16 protein-coding genes are annotated in these 17,394 nt (G+C 69.5%); 8 read left to right on the top strand and 8 right to left on the bottom strand.

Features of this window, described 5'->3' with window-relative positions; translation table 11 throughout:
• Nucleotides 1-7: 7 nt before the first annotated feature.
• Nucleotides 8-1,207 carry an acyl-CoA dehydrogenase family protein gene (locus AB0383_RS17360; RefSeq protein WP_366187844.1) on the bottom strand — a complete coding sequence of 400 codons (1,200 nt, stop codon included), beginning with the start codon at nt 1,205-1,207 and terminating at the stop codon, nt 8-10.
• Nucleotides 1,208-1,311: 104 nt separating this feature from the next.
• On the opposite strand from AB0383_RS17360, the gene AB0383_RS17355 reads away from it, so the two are divergent.
• The 4 genes from AB0383_RS17355 to AB0383_RS17340 all read left to right on the top strand — a co-directional run bounded on the left by AB0383_RS17355 (nt 1,312) and on the right by AB0383_RS17340 (nt 4,838).
• Nucleotides 1,312-2,349, top strand: a complete 1,038-nt coding sequence (locus AB0383_RS17355; RefSeq protein WP_366187843.1) for an acyl-CoA dehydrogenase family protein — start codon at nt 1,312-1,314, stop codon at nt 2,347-2,349.
• Nucleotides 2,350-2,413: 64 nt separating this feature from the next.
• On the top strand, nt 2,414-3,130 hold the full coding sequence (locus tag AB0383_RS17350) for a hypothetical protein (protein WP_366187842.1): 717 nt from the start codon (nt 2,414-2,416) through the stop codon (nt 3,128-3,130).
• Nucleotides 3,131-3,236: 106 nt separating this feature from the next.
• Nucleotides 3,237-3,989, top strand: a complete 753-nt coding sequence (locus AB0383_RS17345; RefSeq protein ID WP_366187841.1) for an alpha/beta fold hydrolase — start codon at nt 3,237-3,239, stop codon at nt 3,987-3,989.
• Nucleotides 3,990-4,085: 96 nt separating this feature from the next.
• Nucleotides 4,086-4,838 carry a maleylpyruvate isomerase N-terminal domain-containing protein gene (locus AB0383_RS17340; RefSeq protein WP_366187840.1) on the top strand — a complete coding sequence of 251 codons (753 nt, stop codon included), beginning with the start codon at nt 4,086-4,088 and terminating at the stop codon, nt 4,836-4,838.
• Here the strand turns inward: AB0383_RS17340 and AB0383_RS17335 are convergent.
• The 6 genes from AB0383_RS17335 to AB0383_RS17310 are packed head-to-tail and all read right to left on the bottom strand — an operon-like array spanning nt 4,817 to nt 11,293.
• Nucleotides 4,817-6,280, bottom strand: a complete 1,464-nt coding sequence (locus AB0383_RS17335; protein WP_366187839.1) for a UbiD family decarboxylase — start codon at nt 6,278-6,280, stop codon at nt 4,817-4,819. The two genes, AB0383_RS17340 and AB0383_RS17335, sit on opposite strands and share 22 nt — an antisense overlap.
• Nucleotides 6,277-7,062, bottom strand: a complete 786-nt coding sequence (locus AB0383_RS17330) for an alpha/beta fold hydrolase (RefSeq protein WP_366187838.1) — start codon at nt 7,060-7,062, stop codon at nt 6,277-6,279. The genes AB0383_RS17335 and AB0383_RS17330 overlap by 4 nt, the downstream gene beginning before the upstream one ends.
• The gene (locus AB0383_RS17325; RefSeq protein WP_364044427.1) at nt 7,059-7,538 is read right to left on the bottom strand and encodes a (2Fe-2S)-binding protein; all 480 of its coding nucleotides are present in this window, start codon (nt 7,536-7,538) and stop codon (nt 7,059-7,061) included. Before AB0383_RS17325 ends, AB0383_RS17330 begins: the two co-directional genes overlap by 4 nt.
• Nucleotides 7,535-9,853: a xanthine dehydrogenase family protein molybdopterin-binding subunit gene (locus AB0383_RS17320; protein ID WP_366187837.1), complete on the bottom strand. Its 2,319-nt coding sequence runs from the start codon at nt 9,851-9,853 to the stop codon at nt 7,535-7,537. Before AB0383_RS17320 ends, AB0383_RS17325 begins: the two co-directional genes overlap by 4 nt.
• Complete coding sequence (locus AB0383_RS17315; protein WP_366187836.1) at nt 9,810-10,694, bottom strand: FAD binding domain-containing protein; 885 nt, start codon at nt 10,692-10,694, stop codon at nt 9,810-9,812. Before AB0383_RS17315 ends, AB0383_RS17320 begins: the two co-directional genes overlap by 44 nt.
• Nucleotides 10,691-11,293 (bottom strand): SRPBCC domain-containing protein, encoded by a 603-nt coding sequence (locus AB0383_RS17310; protein ID WP_366187835.1) that lies wholly within the window; start codon nt 11,291-11,293, stop codon nt 10,691-10,693. Before AB0383_RS17310 ends, AB0383_RS17315 begins: the two co-directional genes overlap by 4 nt.
• Nucleotides 11,294-11,409: 116 nt before the next feature.
• Here AB0383_RS17310 and AB0383_RS17305 point away from each other — a divergent pair, with 116 nt between their 5' ends.
• From AB0383_RS17305 to AB0383_RS17295, 3 genes are all read left to right on the top strand, one after another.
• Entirely contained in the window at nt 11,410-12,180 is a 771-nt protein-coding gene (locus AB0383_RS17305; RefSeq protein WP_364171842.1) for an IclR family transcriptional regulator, read from the top strand.
• Between the two features lie 170 nt (nt 12,181-12,350).
• Nucleotides 12,351-13,676, top strand: a complete 1,326-nt coding sequence (locus tag AB0383_RS17300) for an MFS transporter (protein ID WP_364171840.1) — start codon at nt 12,351-12,353, stop codon at nt 13,674-13,676.
• A gap of 33 nt (nt 13,677-13,709) precedes the next feature.
• On the top strand, nt 13,710-15,020 hold the full coding sequence (locus AB0383_RS17295) for an MFS transporter (protein WP_364171838.1): 1,311 nt from the start codon (nt 13,710-13,712) through the stop codon (nt 15,018-15,020).
• Nucleotides 15,021-15,098: 78 nt separating this feature from the next.
• Here AB0383_RS17295 and AB0383_RS17290 read toward each other — a convergent pair whose 3' ends face one another.
• A complete protein-coding gene (locus AB0383_RS17290; protein ID WP_364171836.1) occupies nt 15,099-15,959 on the bottom strand; it encodes a methyltransferase domain-containing protein in 861 nt (286 codons plus the stop codon).
• A gap of 354 nt (nt 15,960-16,313) precedes the next feature.
• On the opposite strand from AB0383_RS17290, the gene AB0383_RS17285 reads away from it, so the two are divergent.
• On the top strand, nt 16,314-17,390 hold the full coding sequence (locus tag AB0383_RS17285) for a tryptophan dimethylallyltransferase family protein (RefSeq protein WP_364171834.1): 1,077 nt from the start codon (nt 16,314-16,316) through the stop codon (nt 17,388-17,390).
• The last annotated feature ends 4 nt before the right edge of the window (nt 17,391-17,394 follow it).

Raw genomic sequence — 17,394 nt, 5'->3', positions numbered from 1 at the left:
CGCGGGTTCAGCGCGCGGGCTTGGGTTCCTTGGGCAGCCCGAGCAGCAGGTCGCCGACGATGCCCCGCTGGATCTGCGACGAGCCGGCGTAGATCGTGCCGGCGCGGGAGTTGAGGTAGACGCTGGTCCACGACGCGGTCGAGTTCGGCGCGCCGGGATCGTCGGTGTGGTACCAGTTCGGCGACGGCCGCCCCGATGGCGTGAGCGCGTCGAGACCCAGCACGTCGAGCGCGAGCTCCGTGACCACCCGATGGTACGCGCTCCACAGCAGCTTGAAGGCCGCTGCGCGCGGCCCGGGCTCCTCGCCGTCGATCAGTTGCGCGGCTGTACGGAGGCCGTGGCAGCGCAGCTGTTCCACCTGCACGTGGCACCACGCGACGCGGCGGCGGATGTCCGGATCGGTGTCCAGGCCACGCTCGCGGACCAGGCCGATCAGCCGGTCGAGCTCGGCGCGGAAGCGGATCGGGGCGTGCAGCGCGGTTTCGCCGCGCTCGAAGCCGAGCAAGGTCATCGCGACGGCCCAGCCGCGGTCGACGTCACCCACCACGAGTTCGCGGTCGGTGGTGGCGTCGGTGAAAAAGACCTCGTTGAAGTCGGTGCCGCCGGTGATGTTGCGGATCGGCCGGATTTCCACGCCGGGCTGATCAAGCGGGACCAGCAGCATGCTGATCCCCTTGTGCGGCGCGGCTTCGCGGTTGGTGCGGGCGAGCACGAACATCCAGTTGGCCAGGTGCGCGCCCGAGGACCAGAGTTTCTGGCCGTTGAGCCGCCACCGGTCGCCGTCGGGATCGGCGCGCAGGGCGAGCGACGCGAGGTCGGACCCGGCGCCTGGCTCGGAGAAGCCCTGGGCGAACACGTACTGACCGGAGACGATGCGCGGCAGGAATCTCATGCACAGCTCCGGTTTGGCCCAGCGGAGCATGGTGTTGCCGAGCATGCCGATGCCGAACGCGTCGTTGTCGGAGCCGAACGGGATCCCGGCTGTGGACAGTTCTTCCACCAGCACCACGAGTTCGGCCGGGCTGAGGCCGGCGCCGCCGTACTCGACGGGCCACGCGGGCGCGACCCAGCCCCGCTCCGCCAGCGCCGCGCGGGCCCGGGTGCGGAACTCGGCGTAGGCGTCGCCTTCGAGGCCGCCGATGCCGCGCCAGCCGGGCGGCACGAGGGCGGCGACGAACTCGCGGACCTGCTCGCGGAAACTTCCCACGCGCCCTCCTGTCTGGGTGACAACTCTGTCCTGACCTCAACAGTTGCGTAGATAGACCCGATAGTCAATGCTTCGGTGCGGGCCTGGATCTTCGAGGAGGCGTGATGGGTTACGCGACGACGGACGAACAGCGCGAGCTCGCCGGGTCGGTGCGGCGGATGCTGGCCGACGCCGCGCGCACGGCGCCGCTGCCGCCCGCGTGGGAAGCCGCGGGCGCGGGCCTCGACGGAGCCCTGTGGAAGACCTTCGCCGACGCCGGACTGCTCGGGTTGGGCGTGCCCGAGGAACGCGGCGGGTCCGGTGGTGGTTTGCGGGAACTGTGTGTGGTGGCCGAAGAAGTCGGGGCCGCGTTGCCGCGGATCCCGTTCGCCGCGGCGGTTTCCGCGGTGGCCGTGCTGAGCTCTGTGCACAATGTGGACAACCTTGTGGATGGTTCGGCCGTGGCGGTGGCGGCCTGGGAGACGTTCCCGGTGTTTCCCGGGCATCGTTCGCCGTTGCGGCTGATCGGGTCCACTGTGGACGGCGTGCTGCGCGTGGTGCCGTTCGGGCTCGACGCGGACGTGCTCGTGGCGGCGGTCGAGGGTCGGTTCGTGCGGATCGACCTGACGGCGGCCGGGGTGCGGCGGGAGTCGGTGGGAGCGTTCGACGTGATCGAGCCGGCCGCGGTGGTTTCGTTTTCTTCGGTACCGGTTGTCGAGCTGCCTTCGGCTGAGGTGTCGGCTCGGGTACTGACGGTGCTCGCGGCGGAGCTGGTCGGAACGGGGCAGCGGGCGCTCGACGGAGCGGTGGAGTACGCGAAGCAACGGCGGCAGTTCGGGCGGGCGATCGGGTCGTTCCAGGCGCTCAAGCACCTGCTCGCCGACCGGTTCGTGCAGCTCGACGCGGCGCGGTTGCTGGTCGAGTGGGCCGCTTCCACCGTGGACGCCGGTGTCGAGGCCCTGCCGGCGGCGCGCACCGCCGTGGTCGCCGCGAGCGACGCCGCCGACGCCGCGACCCGTGATGCGCTGCAGGCCCACGGTGGCATCGGCTTCACCTGGGAACACCCGGCGCACGTCCACCTCAAGCACGCCCGCGCTCGCCGCCAGCTGCTCGGCTCGGCGGCGCGCCAGCTCGACGCGGTGGCGGAGCACGTGTTCGCCTGAAACACGCGTGCCTCCTTGATCCGGTTCGGGTAGTTTTCCGATCCGGAAAGAGGGGGAAATATTCATGCAGATTGTCGTGATCGGTGCTGCGTTGCTCGTGGCGCTGGCGGCCTGCAGCTCCGGGCCGCAGGCGAGCGCGCCCGGGCCTGAGGCGCTGGGACCCGACGGCTTGCGCGGCCTCGCGCCGGGCGTCACCAAGGCGGCCACGGGCACCATGCTCGCGGCCCAGCCGATGTCGGGCTTCGACGGCTGCGAGTCGTACTCGTTCGCGGGCGGGCCGGCGCCCGAGCCGGGTGCGCTCGAGGCCGAGCAGCGGGCCGTCGCCAAGGCCGACGACCTGAACCACAAGGCCCAGGACGCCGACGCGCACGTGCTGGATCCGGGGTTGCGCGGTTCGGCGGCTGACTACGCGAAGTCAGCCGCTCAGTCGGCCGCGGCGGCCAAGCTGAGCGCGCAAGCCGCGGCGGCCACCGTCGCCGTCACCGAGCTGCGTGAGGAGCGCGCGGCCGAGCTCGCGGCGAGCGGCGGCGCCGTCTTCTCCGGTGAGAAGCTGCGCTCGGTCGTCGCTCCGCCGCAGGTCAAGACGCCGGAGGGGGCCGGCGCGGGCACGCCGCTGGCCGATCTGCACCGGCTCTACGACGCCAAGGGCCTCAAGCCGACGCCGGCCGGGCACTTCGCGGTGGCCGTGCCGGGACACCCGACGTGGACGTACGACTTCACGGCCGAAGGCCCGAAGGTCACGTACGTCGCGTTGCTGGACGCCTCCGTGAAGTGCGGCTGACGGTCAATTCTCCCGGTACGAGGGGACACTCCCGGCCGGCCGCCGTCGACCCGGTGGCGCCGTGCGTGGTCTGATCGGCTTCAGGAGTCTTGCCGAAGGAGTGCGCGTGACGAGGTTTGAGTTTCCCGGGTCTCAGGGCACGCCGCTGGCAGCGCGGCTGGAGCTGCCGGAGGGCGAGCCCAAGGCGTACGCGCTCTTCGCTCACTGCTTCACGTGCAACAAGGACGTGGTCGCGGCGACGCGGGTCGCGCGGGGGCTCACGGCGTTCGGCGTGGCCGTGCTGCGGTTCGACTTCACCGGGCTCGGCGGGTCGGAGGGCGAATTCGCCAACACGGACTTCAGCTCGAACGTCGCCGACCTCGTCGCGGCCGCGAACCACCTGCGAGAGGAGTACGCCGCGCCGAAGCTGCTGATCGGGCACTCGCTCGGTGGCGCTGCCGTGCTGGCCGCGCGGCACGCCGTGCCGGAGGTGCGGGCCGTGGCGACGATCGCCGCGCCCGCCGACCCGCAGCACGTGGCGACGCTGCTGGGTGACTGTCGCGAGCAGATCGAGCGGCAGGGCGAGGCCGAAGTGGTGCTGGCGGGGCGGCCGTTCCGCATCCGCAAGCAGTTCCTGGACGACATCGCCGCGCAGCCGCAAGCGGAGCGGATCCGGGGGTTGAAGGCGGCGTTGCTGGTGCTGCATTCGCCGGTGGATGCCGAGGTGGGCGTGGAGAACGCCCGCGTCATCTTCGACACCGCGCGGCACCCGAAGTCGTTCGTCGCGCTCGACGGTGCCGACCACCTGCTCACCGGCCGCGCGGATGCCGCCTTCGCCGCGGACATCCTCGCCACCTGGGCCAAGCGCTACCTGGCCTGACCGCGGTGAAGGGCCCAAGCCCGGCTTATATCCGGTATCAGCGACGCGTGGGGTGCGGTCGGACCATCGGCGGCCCCGCGGCGGTTGGCTACGGGTATGACCAACAACTGGCTTGCCGCCCTCGATTCGACGTCCGTGGGGTTGGGGAAGATCGTTCAGGAACTGCCTGAGGAGAAGCTCGCGCTGCCCGCGTTCGGCAGGCCTGGCGGGTGGAGCGTCGGGCAGGTGCTGTCGCACCTGGGGAGCGCAGCGGAGATCTGCACGACGCTCGTTCGCCGCGGTGCGGAGGGGGATCTGACGCCGCCGACCGGGGACGACGCGAAGCCGGTGTGGGCGAAGTGGGACGCGATGGCGGGTCCTGAGCAGCGGGAATCGTGGTTCGAAGCCGACCGGACCCACCGCGACCTGCTGGCCACGGTCGGCGAGAGCATCACCATCCCGTACTTCGCCGGTCCGCTGAGCCTGAGCGAGTACGCGGGATACCGGTTGTCGGAGCAGGCGCTTCACGGCTGGGACATCGAGGTGGTCCTCGACCGAGAGGCGACGGTGCGCGAGAGCGAGCTGCTGTGGCAGCGGATCGACCTCATCGTCAGCCGGTTCCACGACGCCGACGCCCGAAAGCGGCTCGCACCGCGCACGGTCACCGTGGCGGACGGCCGCCTGGAGATCACCGAGAGCGAACTGCACTTCACCGGAACCAAGGCCGAAAACCGCGGTGAAGCGCAGCTCACCGGCGGCCGAGAAGCCGTCCTCCGGCTTTTCTACGGACGCAACCGCCCGGAGGACGACCTCCAGACCGCCGGCGACACGACTCTCGATGACCTCCGTCAGTTGTTTCCTGGCTTCTGACTGAGCACGTCATGCCACTTGTCGGCCAGCGAGGTCAGGAACGCCGGGTCGCTGGAGGCCACCTTGGGGAAGGTGGCCAGGCGTTCGAAGGGCCGGCAGGCGTCGATGATGGCGCGGCTGTTGTAGGCGGGAGAACCGTCCACGTACAGCGGGTCCAGCTTGCTGCCCCACGTCTGCTTCATGACCTCGATGTCGCGGGACGGGTCGCTGCGGGTGGACATGGCCCAGATGACCTCGTCGGGGTCGGCGGGGTCGACGTCGTCGTCCACGACGACCACGTAGCGGTTCATGTACGCCGCGGCGGGGCACTGGGCGGCGAGGTACGCGACCTGCCGCGCGTGGCCGGGGTAGCGCTGCTGCAGCGAAACGGCGATGAACAGCCGCCCGCCACCCGATTCGTGCGCCCACGCCTTCACCACACCCGGCACGCCGGTGGCGGCGAGCTCGTCGTGGATCATCGCCGACTTCATCACGGTCCGCATGTACGAGTAATCGTGCGGCGGTTTCCCGGGCGGTGCGCCGAGCAGGATCGGGTTGTCGCGGTAGTACATGCGCGTGATGTCGATGGCCAGGTTCGGCCGGCGCTTGCCGGAGTAGTACCCGGTCCACTCGCCGAACGGGCCCTCGTCCCGCTGGTGGTCCGGCCGCAGCCAGCCCTCGATGGCGATCTCGCTGCCGGCGGGGATGGGGAGGCCGGTGTCGGGGCCCAGCACGACCGGCACCCGCGAACCCAGCACCGCTCCCGCGTACTCCAGCTCCGAGACCCCGCCCGGCACCTCGGTGCCGCCGAGCACGAGCAGCAGCGGGTCGTGGCCGAACGACACCGTGACCGGCGCCCGGCCCTCCTTCTCGAACCAGGCCCGCACGTTCTGGTCGCCGTGCTTGCCCGGCACCATCGCGACGGTGACGCCGCGGCCGTCGTCCTGGACCTCCATGCGGTAGCAGCCGCCGTTGTGGACGCCGGTTTCCGGGTTGGACGTGACCACAAAGCAGCCGGTGCCGATGAACCGCCCACCGTCGTCGGCGTGCCAGCGCGGCACCGGGAAGTCGAGGAGGTTGACCTCGGAGCCGGCCACGGAGTTGGCCAGCAGGGGCGCGTCCGACACCGGCAGCACGGGGAAGTCCCGCGCGGCGGCCGACCACTGGGAAGGCTTGCCGCGCAGGGCGTCCACCACGCCGACGGAGTCGAGGTCCTCGCCGAGGCGCAGCGTGCGGCCCAGGCGGCGTGGTGACCCCGTGCTGCCCGTCAAGACGCGCAGGCCGCTCGCGTAGCCCTTGATGTCGTCGAACAGCAACGCGGGCGGTGGGTCCATCCGGTAGCTCAGCTCGGCGATGCCGCCCAGTTCGAGGTCCCAGTTGGCGCCCTTCACGTCGCGCAGTTCGCCGTAGCCCGCGATCGCGTCGAGGTGCGTGCGGAGGCTGAGCAGGGGTTCGTCCGTCACTGCGTGCCGCCGAAGAACGAGGCCAGCGAGGGCCACAGGTCCGGTCGCTCCAGGAGGCTGAGGTGGCGGGTCTTCTCCAGGATGCGCAGCTCGGCGTTAGCGATGCCCGCGGCCACTGCCTCGGACATCGCGGGCGGCGTCGCGTAGTCCTCCTCGCCGACGACCACGAGCGTCGGGGCCTTCACGTCGCCGAGGCGGGCCCGCGCGTCCAGGCCGCCGAGTGCGCGACAGGCAGCGCCGTGAGCTGCGGAGTCGGTCTTGAGGAAGATCTCGCAGACGCGCTCGACCTCGTCCGGGTGGCCGGTGAGGAACGGCTCGGCGAACCACCGGTCGCGCTGGAAGTCGAGCTGCTTGTCCCGGGGCACCGTCGTCGCCCGCTCGGCTCGCTCCGCCCAGACCGGCACGGCGTCGTCGCCGTAGTACGCCGTGCCGTCGGCCAGGACCAGCCGGTGCACGAGCTCGGGCCGCGTCGCCGCGAGGGCCAGCGCGGTGCTGGCGCCCATGGACAGGCCGACGACGTCGGCGGGACCGGCGTCCGCGGCGGCGATCACTGCCGCCGCGTCCGCCGCCATGTCGTCGACCGTGAAGTCGGCACCGTCCCAAGTGGATTCGCCGTGGCCGCGCGCGTCCAGGGCCAGCACCTGCGCCTCAGCCGATAAGAACCGCGCCACCGGGTCCCAGACCGCTCCGGACAGCGCGAGCGGGTGCAGGAGCAGCAGCGGCCGGCCGGACTTTCCCGTCCGGTGGACGTGCAGCGTGCCCTGCGGGGTTTCGACGTTCACGCGGTGGCCCTTTCGTTCCTGGCGGCCCGGCGCGTGGCCGCGGCCTTGATCGCGGCGTGGATCTCGGAGTACGTGCCGCAGCGGCAGATGTTGCCCTCCAGGTGCTCCACGACCTCTTCGTCGGTTGGCTGCGGGTTCTCGCCCAGCAGCTCGTGGGCCATCATCACGAACCCGGGAATGCAGTAGCCGCACTGCATCGCGCGGTTGGCGACGAACTCGTCCACCACCTCGTCGTCGGCCGGCAGGCCGTCGGCGGTGGTGATCTCGGCGCCGTCGAAGCGCGCGGCCCGCGAGAGGCACGTCGAGACGCTCTTGCCGCCGACCAGCGCCGTGCACGCACCACACGCACCGACACCGCAGCCTTCGCGCACGCTCGTGGTGCCGAACTCGCGGCGCAGCACGTCGAGCAGCAGCTCGTCGTCGGCCACGCCCAGCTTGCGGCGCAAGCCGTTGACCTTCAGTTCGATCTCCCTCATGCCTGCTCCTCCAGCGCGGTCAGGACGCGTTCGGGCGTCAGGGGAAGTGTGGTGATGCGCACGCCGGTGGCGTCGCGCACGGCGTTGGCGATGGCCGGCGCGAGCGGGATGATGGTGGTCTCGCCGACGCCCTTGGCGCCGAACGGACCCGTCCGGTGTGGACTCTCGATGATGATCGGCGTGAGCTTGTCCGGCATGTCCTTGATCGACGGCAGCTGGTAGTCCAGCAGCGTGCCGTTCACGATCTGGCCCTCGTCGAACACCATCTGGTCGAACAGCGCGTGCCCGATGCCCATGATCGCCGCGCCGGAAAGCTGCTGCTCCACCATCGTGGGGTTGATCGCACGGCCCACGTCACCGGCCACGGCCAGGTGCTCGATGTGGATCCGCCCGGTCGCCGTGTCCACGGTGAGCTGTACCGCGGCCGCACCGGCGAACCAGTGCTCGGTGACCTGCGGCGACAGGCCGTTCTCGTGGTCGTACGGCTGCCACGACGTGGTGAAGCTGGCCTCCGCCGTCAGCGTCGTGCCGCGCGCCCCGAAGTGCCCGTGCAGCAGCTCCGACACGGACACGGTCTCCTGGGTCTGCGCGCTGACGAGACCGTCGGACGTGAGCTTGATGTCCGTCGCCGCCACGCCGAAGCGCTCCGCCGCCAGCTCCACGAGCTTGTCGCGCATGTTCTCCGCGGCCAGGCGCACGGCGTTGCCGGTGTGGTAGGTCGAGCGGCTGCCGGCGGTGATCGTGTCGTAGGGCGTCACGTCGGTGTCGGCCTGGATCACGCGTACGTCGCCCTCGCCGAGGCACAGCACCTCGGCGGCGATCTGCGCCATGATCGTGTCGCTGCCCTGACCCATGTCGATGGTGCTGATCAGCAGCGACGCCGAACCGTCCTGGTTGAGCTGCACCACGGCGTTGGAGATCGTCGGCGTGAGCACGGCCTTCACACCGACCGCGACGCCGCGGCCGCGCACCAGCGTGCCCTCCTGCTTCACGAACGGCGTGCCCCATTCGATCGCCTCGGTCACGGCGTCGAGGCTGCCGAGGAAGTCGGCGCTGTGCATCGGCGTGCCGACCGGCGCGATGTCGCCTTCGCGCAGCATGTTGCGGCGGCGGAACTCCACCGGGTCCTCGCCGAGCTGCCGCGCGAGCTCGTCGGCCAGCGACTCGTGCGCCCACGTGACCTGCGGCACGCCGAACCCGCGGAACGGGCCGGCCGACGGCTTGTTCGTGTACACGCACCGCGACTGCACGCGCACGTTTTCGATCTTGTACGGCCCCGGCGCCACCAGACCCGACTTGGCCGTGATGCGCGGGCCGACGTCGGCGTAGGCGCCGGTGTCGTAGCGGACGTCCGAAGTGGACGCCACGATCATGCCGTTCTCGTCCGCGGTCATGCTGCCCGCCACCGCGCAGCCGTGGCGCGTGGTGAGCAGGAACGCCTCTTCGCGGGTGGCCGTGATCTTCACGGCCATCTTCTGCGTCCACGCCAGCGCCGCTACCAGCGGTTCCAGCCGGTCGTACATCTTCGCGCCGAAGCTCCCGCCCAGCGGCGCGGTGCGCACGCGGACGCGGTTCAGCGGCAGGTCCAGCAGGTCGGCCAGCGACTGTCGCACGTACGACGGCGTCTGAGTGGTGGCCAGCAGCTCCAGCCGCTCGCCCTCACACCAGGCGGCCGCATACGGCAGCTCGATCGGCACGTGGTGCGTCGGCGGGCACCAGAAGTCGTAGGACACCGTGGTGCCGCTGACGCTCGACGGGTCGCCCTTGCGCAGGTTGTACTCGTAGTTCACGTTCGTGTCGCGCTTGCCGCGCAGGTGCTTCAGGTCGCCGAAGACGATCGAAGGCCGCAGCTCGTCGTGCACGAACGGCGCGCCCAGCACGGCCTTGTCGACGTCGTGCACCGGCTCGAGCTCGTCGTAGGAGACCTCGATCAGCTCGGCCGCCTCGCGCGCCTGCTTGACGCCGTGGGCGATCACCGCGGCGATCGGCTCGCCGACGTAGCGCACCTTGCCGTAGGCGAGGCACGGCTGGTCGGAGAACGCCGGGCCGGTCATGAGCCGGTCGCCGAACTCCGCATACAGGTCGGCGCCGGTCACCACGGCGACTACGCCTTCGGCCGCGAGCGCGCGGCTCGTGTCGATGGCGGTGATCTTCGCGTGCGGGCGGGTGCTGCGGTGCACGGCGACATCGAGGCACGGCCGCACCGGCTGGTCAGCCGCGTATTGCAGCTCGCCGCGGACCTTGGCCCGACCGTCGACGCGCGCCCAGCGCTCACCGACGGCGGCGACCGAAGATCGAGACTCGACGGTGGTCATCGTTGCCCTCCTTCCAGGAGTTGCGGATAGCTTCTTCGACGGCCACGAGGCCGAGGCGCCGCTTGTAGTCGGAACTACCGCGCACGTCGGGAATCGGGTCGAGCAGGGGTGTCGCGGCTTCCTTCGCGGCGCCGACGACGTCGTCCACGAACGTGTCGGCCGACGCTTCGAACTGCAGGAACACCGGCACGTGGCTCAATGCGCCGAGGCCGAGCCGGACGTCGCGCTTGCCGCGCGAGCGCTCCACGACGAGCGCGGCGGCCGAAGCCGCGGGCCAGTCGTTGGCCGCGAGGCTGGAGAGCTTCGCGAAGTGCGCGCCCGCGGACTCGGGCTGGCTGGGGATCTCGATCGCCGACACGAGCTCGCCGTGCTCCAGCGCGGTCTGCTGGAAGTCGACGAAGAACTCGCGCGCCGGCACCTTGCGCGAACCGCGCCGCGAGGTGAGCTCCACTGTGGCGTCGAGCACCATCAACGCCGTCGGCGGGTCGAGCCGGTAATCGCCGTGGGCGATGTTGCCGCCGACGCTCGCCGTGTTGCGCACGCGCGGGTTGGCCACGCGGCTGTAGACCTCGGCCGCGAGCGGGGCGACGCGGCGGACGATCGGGCTGGTTTCCATGCGCCGCAACGTGACCAACGGGCCGACCCGCAGCCCCTTCGACGTCTCGGAGATCTCGTCCAGGCCCGTCACGCCGCCGATGTCGACCAGGTCAGTGGCGAACAGCACACCCTGCTTGAGCAGGATCTGCACGGCTGTGCCGCCGCCGTAGACCATCGTGTCCTCACCGTCGTCGAGGAGCGCGCAGGTCTCGTCGAGCGTGGTGGGGTAGTGGTAGGCGGTCATTTCTTCCCGCCGAACAGCTTCGCGAGCAGGCGGCGCCACCAGGATTCCTTGGCGGGCGCGGCGTCACCGGCGGGCGTCTCGGAGACCCGCTTCTTCGGGCTTTCCCGTTTGGCGATCACGGTCGCAAGCCCGGGGTTGTCCGGCCCGGGCGGGCCCGCGGCGCAGATCTCGGCGAACGCGGACACGAACTCCCGCTCCACCTCCTGCGAGCGGCGCCGGACGATCGACTCGCCCATGCGCCCGATCTTGCCCCAGATCGCGACGTCGAGGCTGTATTCCACTTTGGATGAAGACTCACCGTCGGGCTGGACGCCGAGCCGCGCGTCGATCTTGATCGAGCTGCCGAGCTTGTGGTCCTCGCCCTTCAGGAGGGCCTTGACCTCCTCGGGCTCGGTCAGCTCCGTGATCTCGGCGGAGAACCCGGCGCTGAACTTCACGTGCGCGATCTCGTTGACCAGCTTGCCGCGGTAGTGCGTGCTGTCCGAACGGACGAGCTCCGCGGCGCCGGGGATGGCGACCCGCATCGTGTCCGGGTCGAGGAAATGGGCGAAAACGCGTTTGTGGTCCGCGGGGACGACAAAGGAGGATCCAAGCTTCATAATGACCACCATAGAGGACTAAGTGTCTGCTCCACAGGACGTTAACACGGTCCTGGCGAGTCCGGAAAGGGCTCGGCTACCGTGCGCTGAGGCAGAATGGCGAGGGGTGACGGATCATGAGCGACGTTCCGGCGGTGCTGAACGCGGTGCGGCTCCTGGAGCGGATTGCCCGCGATTGGCCGGAGCCCGTGTCTTCCGGAGCGCTCATCGAGGAGCTCGGGCTCAACCGCAGCACGGCGTACAACATCCTCGGCACGCTGCAGCGGGCCGGCTGGACCACGTCGCGCGGCGACCGCGGTGGCTGGTCGCTGGGGCCGCGGCTGCTGTCGATGGCTCGCGTGTCCGAGGACTGGATGACCGACATCGTGCAGCAGGAGCTCGATTCGCTGAGCCAGCGCACGGGGTTCATCGTCTTCGCGGTGCAGCGCCACGGTGCTGCCGACTACTCGGTGCTGGCGAAGGGTGACCGCGGCAAGGGGGTGCGGATCACTGTCGGCATCGGCGACACCTTCCCGTTCTCTGCGCCCGCGATCATGCGCGCGTTCTACGCGTGGGAGGACCCGGCGAACGTCGAGCGGCTCGCGGAGCGTTACGGGCTGGAGGGCTTCACGGCCGAAACCATCACCACGCGTGCGGCGCTGCGTGAGGAGCTGGCGGCCACGCGTGAGCGGGGCTACAGCGTCAGCATCAGGGAGTTCGACCTCGGTCAGTCAGGGTTGGCGGCGCCGGTGTTCGACGCTCAGCGGCGCGTGTCGATGGTCGTCTGCACGCTCGCGTTCTCCTCGGAGCTGAACGAGTCCACTGTGGATCAACATGGCGCACTGATCCGCGAATGCGGGCTCAGGATCACGGATCGAACCGGAGGTGCGGTGAAAATCGCCGAATAGTTCCGCATTTGCGGATCCAGTCCGATCTTGCCTGGTCACGCGTTTCTTGACCGCCGTCGACTGGCTCGCTTAATGTGCCGCATGCGGGACTCAATGTCCTCGATAGAGGACAACCTGTCCCGCCCTTCGAATCTCGATCCGGCCCATGGCGGCCCGGAAAGGAGATGGCCATGAGCGACGTCGCCGTCAAACCCACCTCGTGGACCAAGACTCTGACCCGCACCCAGTGGCGGTCACTGATCGCAGCCAACCTCGGTTGGCTGTTCGACGGCTTCGAGACCTACGCCCTGATCCTCACCGCGGCGGTGGTGCTCAAGCGGCTCGACCCCGGCGCGCCCGCGAGCCAGGTCGCCTTCCTGACCGGTGCCACGATCGCCGTGACGCTCCTGGGCTGGGGCTTCGGCGGCATCCTCGGCGGCGTCTTCGCCGACTACTTCGGCCGGCGCCGGGCGCTGCTGACGTCGATGGTCCTGTACGCCGCGTTCACGGGCCTCACCGCGGTGTCGTGGTCGTGGACGTCGTTCCTGGTCCTGCGCTTCATCACCGGCTTCGCGCTCGGTTCGGAGTGGGGCACGGGTACGTCGCTGGTCGCGGAGACCTGGCCGGCCCACGCCCGGGCCAAGGCCGCCGGGCTCATGCAGTGCGGTCTCGGGCTGGGCTTCTTCATCGCGTCGGCCTGCTGGCTCTTCATCTCGCCGCTGGGTGCGGACTCGTGGCGCTACATGTTCCTCATCGGGGTTCTGCCGGCCCTGTTCGCGCTGTGGCTGCGCAAGTCCGTGCCGGAGTCCGAGAACTGGAAGAGCGCGCACAAGCGGCGCAAGGAGCTCAAGGAACGCAAGGGCCAGCAGCTCACCGAACACGAGCAGTCGTTCACGCGGCTCACGTTGCGCCAGATCATGATCGACCCCAAGCTGCGCAAGCTGACCATCCTCGGGTCGCTCATGTCACTGGTCACCACGCTCGGCTGGTGGGGCATCTCCACCTGGGTGCCCGCGTACGTCGCTTCAGTCGCTGCCCAGAACGGAGCTTCGGGGCAGTCGTGGGCCAGTGCGGCCGGGATGATCTACAACGCGGGCGCCATCGCCGGGTACATCTCGTTCGGCTTCATCGCCGACCGCTTCGGCCGAAAACCCGCGGTACTGCTGTTCTTCGGTGCGTCACTGGTCCTCACACCCGTGCTGTTCCTGTGGACGCACAGCCTCGGCCTGATCGTGGTCGTGCTGGTGATCAACGGCTTCTTCACTCTCGGCCAGTACACCTGGATGCCGGTGTGGCTGCCGGAGTTCTACCCGACGCACCTGCGCGCGACCGGCGCCGCGTTCGTCTTCAACGCCGCGCGCTTCATCGCCTTCCTCGGCCCGCTCACCGCGGGAGCGATCATCTCCCAGCTCGGCGGTTACGGCGTGGCCGCCACCGTCGTCGGGCTCATCTACATCCTCGGCCTCGTCGTCGCCCCGTTCTGCCCCGAAACCCGCGGCCAGCAGCTTCCTGACTGATCGCCTGACCCCTCCCCCGTGAAAGGCCCCCGAATGTCGACCGTTCGCATCAACGCGCCGACCGGCGGTGGCACCGGCTTACGCCCGGCCACCGCACGCATCCTGATCTTCGCCTTCCTGGGCACCCTGTTCGACGGCGCGGAGCTGAACCTCGTCGGCTATCCGCTCGCGTACCTGTCGGAAAGCCTGCACGTGAGCACCATCCAAATCGTGCAGGTGGCGACGCTGCAGGGCTTCGCCTCGATCGCCGGCGGCATCCTCGTCGGCTGGCTCGGCGACCTCTACGGCCGCCGCTGGACCTACACCGGTTCGGTCGTCGTGTTCGGCATCGCCGCGCTGCTCGGCGGGCTCGCGCCCAACTACGCGCTGTTCCTGCTCACGCGGCTGCTCGCCGGCATCGGCATGGGCGGGCTCTTCGGCCTGTCGTACTCGATGTTCGCCGAGGCGTGGAAGACCAGCAAGCGCGGCCTGATGGGCGGCTCGATCCAGTCGATGTACATCGTCGGGCAGATCGTGACCGAAGGCGTCATCTACTTCTGCATCGTCCAGTTCGGCACCGCGTCGGGCTGGCGCGCGGGCTACATCATCATCGGTGCCGTGACGCTGCTGATCGGTGTGCTGTCGGCGATCATGCTGCCGGAGTCGGAGCAGTGGCGGACCTACCAGCGGGAGCTGCGCGAGGGCCGCGTGCCCGAGGACAAGCGGCGCACCAAGGTGCCGATCCTGGACCTGTTCCGCAATGGCTACGCCGGCGGCACCATCCTGTTCATGGGCATCGCGACGGCTCTGTTCCTCACCACGAACTCGATGATCTCGTACCTGTCGACGTTCCTGATCAAGGTGGAGAAGGTGCCGCTCGGCACGGCCAGCCTGATCGTGCTGCTCAACCTCATCGTCACGGCGGTCACCTATCCGATGGCCGGCGCGCTGTCCGACAAGATCAAGCGCAAGTGGGCCATGTCCGTCGCCGGCGCGTTCGGCGTCATCGGCTTCGCCTGGTTCCTCATCCTCGTGGTGGGCCACAACGCGAAGATCGGGGCGAACTTCTGGGGCGCGCCGACGTTCTGGGCGCTGATGTTGTGCGCCGCGGGCGCCAGCGGCTTCGGCGTGCTCGGCGTGTGGATGGCCGAGTTCTTCCCCACGCGCGTGCGCTCCACCGGCTCGAACCTCAGCTACTACGCCGGCCGCGGACTGGGCGCGGGGCTGTTCCCGCTCATCGCGCTGTCGATCGCCGGCACGGTGCCGCTCGCGCTGGCGTTCGGCATCGTCGGCCCGGTCGCGGCGGCGGCGCTCGCTCTGGCCGCGCCCGACTCGACCGGGCGGCGGATCGAAGCCGTCGAATAGGTCTTCAGCTGTGGTGCCTTGCCCGGTCCGTCGTCACTCGGCGGACCGGGCAAAACGCTGTCCTGCAAGGGATGGACGCTAGACCGGCTTGGTCGCGACCAGCTTGGCCACGGAGAACACACCGGCGGCCCGGGCCGCGTCGAGCGCGATTTTCGAGTCGTGGAAGAGATCGTTGCGGTCACCTTCGTAGGTGAGCCACTTGTCCCGCTCCTCCTCGGGCGTCGAGCCCCAGCAAGGGCCGGACGGGAAGAGATCGACCGCTTCGCGCACGTCGAACCCGGCGGAGACCAGCATGTCGCGGTACTGCTCGACGGTGGCGTGGTACGGGATGCAGAACCCGCGGTTGACCTCGGCCATGACCGCCTCGATCTGCTCGGGGCTGCGGTGTTCGCCCCACGGGCGCTGGATCCAGTCCACGGCGGCCAAGGTGCCGCCCGGGCGCAGCACCCGGAACGCGGCGTTGAAGAAGGCCTGTTTGTCCGGCAGGTGGACCACCGACTCCTGGTAGGTGATGGCCGCGAACGCGGCGTCCGGCCACGCCCCGAGCGTCTGGTACTCGGTGTCTCCGACCGAGTGGAAGAAAGCCTGGTCCGCCAAGCCGCGTGCCGCGGCCAGCCGCTGGGCTTTCGCCGTCAGCGCGTCGTTGTTCGAGATGCCGACGAACCGAGCGCCCGACATCTCCGCCATGTTGACCACGGCGCCGCCGACCCCGGAGCCGAAGTCGAGCACGAGATCGCCGGCGGTGATCCCGGTCGCGGCGACCAGCTGGCGCTGCATGTCCAGCGCGGCTTCTTCCGAGGACAGTCCCGCGTTGTGAGCGCGCTCGTCTCCGTGATGCCAGGCGTCCTGGGGCATCATCACGGCATAGGCGTCGATGGCTGCGTTGTAATAGCCCCGCACGGTTTCTTCGACTCCGCCAGTGTTTGTCACTGAAGTCACTTCTGCACCCCTTCGGACCTGCCTGATGGCGCGGATGATGATGGCATCGGCCCCGGAACGCGTCCAGCCGCCAACCGGGCTGCGCGCCGGGCGCCGACTCGCGTGTGCGCGCCCGCGTACCCGCAGTACGGCTTCGTGTCGAGGCGTTGTTCAGGTGAACTCCTTGATCCCACGGGCACACTCAGACACTGCTTTTCGTGTCCGGATCGCCCCGTCAGAGGTAGCGGGTGCAGTATTCCTCCGTCTAATCTGTTCGACGGTTCACTTGTCTGTCCACCAAACGGGGGTGGCAGCGTTGAGCCGAACGCACGAATGAATGGTGAATACGGCGTCATGGTCGGAGCGAGTGTGTCGATGGCTGATTTGTCGATGTACACCCACCTCAGCGGACAACTCGAGCGGCTTTGCGAAGTAGTCGGATTCGACGGCGCGGACGGCCGTCACCTGGGCTTATTGCGTGGACTGCTGGGCCCGCAGGGAGAAAAAAGCCTGGCGACCCCACCTGAATTCCCCTCGAACGTGGCGGACGACACAACTCCCATCGAATTCTCGCTCGCCTTCGACACCACGGGTGAATGCGTGGTGCGGGTGCTCGGCGAGACCGTCGGGTCGAGGAGCCCCCGCGAGTTCCTCGACGAGGTGGCCGGCGAGTACGGCCTGGTCACCGACCGGCTCGACGCCGTGGCCGACCTGTTCCTGCCGCACGAGGAGCGGCAGGGGCCCTTCACGCTGTGGTACTCGCTGATCTTCCGGCCGGGCCGCGCGCCGAAGATCAAGGTCTACCTGAACCCGCAGATCAGCGGTCCGGCGATGGCCGATTCGCTGGTCAGCGAGGGGTTGCGCCGGCTGAACATCGACGAGGCGTTCGATCCCATGATCGAGCACGCGCTGCGCCGCGGCGAGCGGGACAACTTCTCCTTCTTCGCGCTCGACCTCGACGACGATCCTCTCGCGCGGGTGAAGGTGTACGTGTCGCACGAGGCCGCGGATTCGGCCGACGCCGAGTTCGCGTCGGAACTGGTGGCCGGTACCGACCCGCTGCTGATCCGCGAGTTCCTCGCCGTGCTGGGCGGCGGGAAAGGTCCGTTCGAAGCCCGGCCGTTGGTCTCCAGCTATTCTTTCGTGGAGGGATCGGGGGCCCGGCCGGCCAACTACAGCGTCTATCTTCCCATTCGCAGCTATGTGCCCGACGATGAAGTGGCCCGCGCCCGTGCGCACGCCGTTCTCGCGCAGTACGGCTTCGACGGGACAAAACTGGACAAAGCCCTGGCAGCGGTTTCGCAGCGCCCACTGCGGGACGGGGTCGGGCTGATCGCACACGTCTCTCTGAGAATGGGGGAATTCGGCTCGGGAATCACCGTGTACCTGTCGTCTGAGGCTTATCAGGTTCTGCCTGCGCGAAAGAGACCGGTCCTCGGACCGGTCTCGTGACTGC

The organism is Amycolatopsis sp. NPDC051373 (assembly GCF_040689465.1).
Taxonomy (GTDB): domain Bacteria; phylum Actinomycetota; class Actinomycetes; order Mycobacteriales; family Pseudonocardiaceae; genus Amycolatopsis.
Note: the sequence above shows the minus strand (reverse complement) of the source record. Positions and strands in the feature narration are given on the sequence as shown.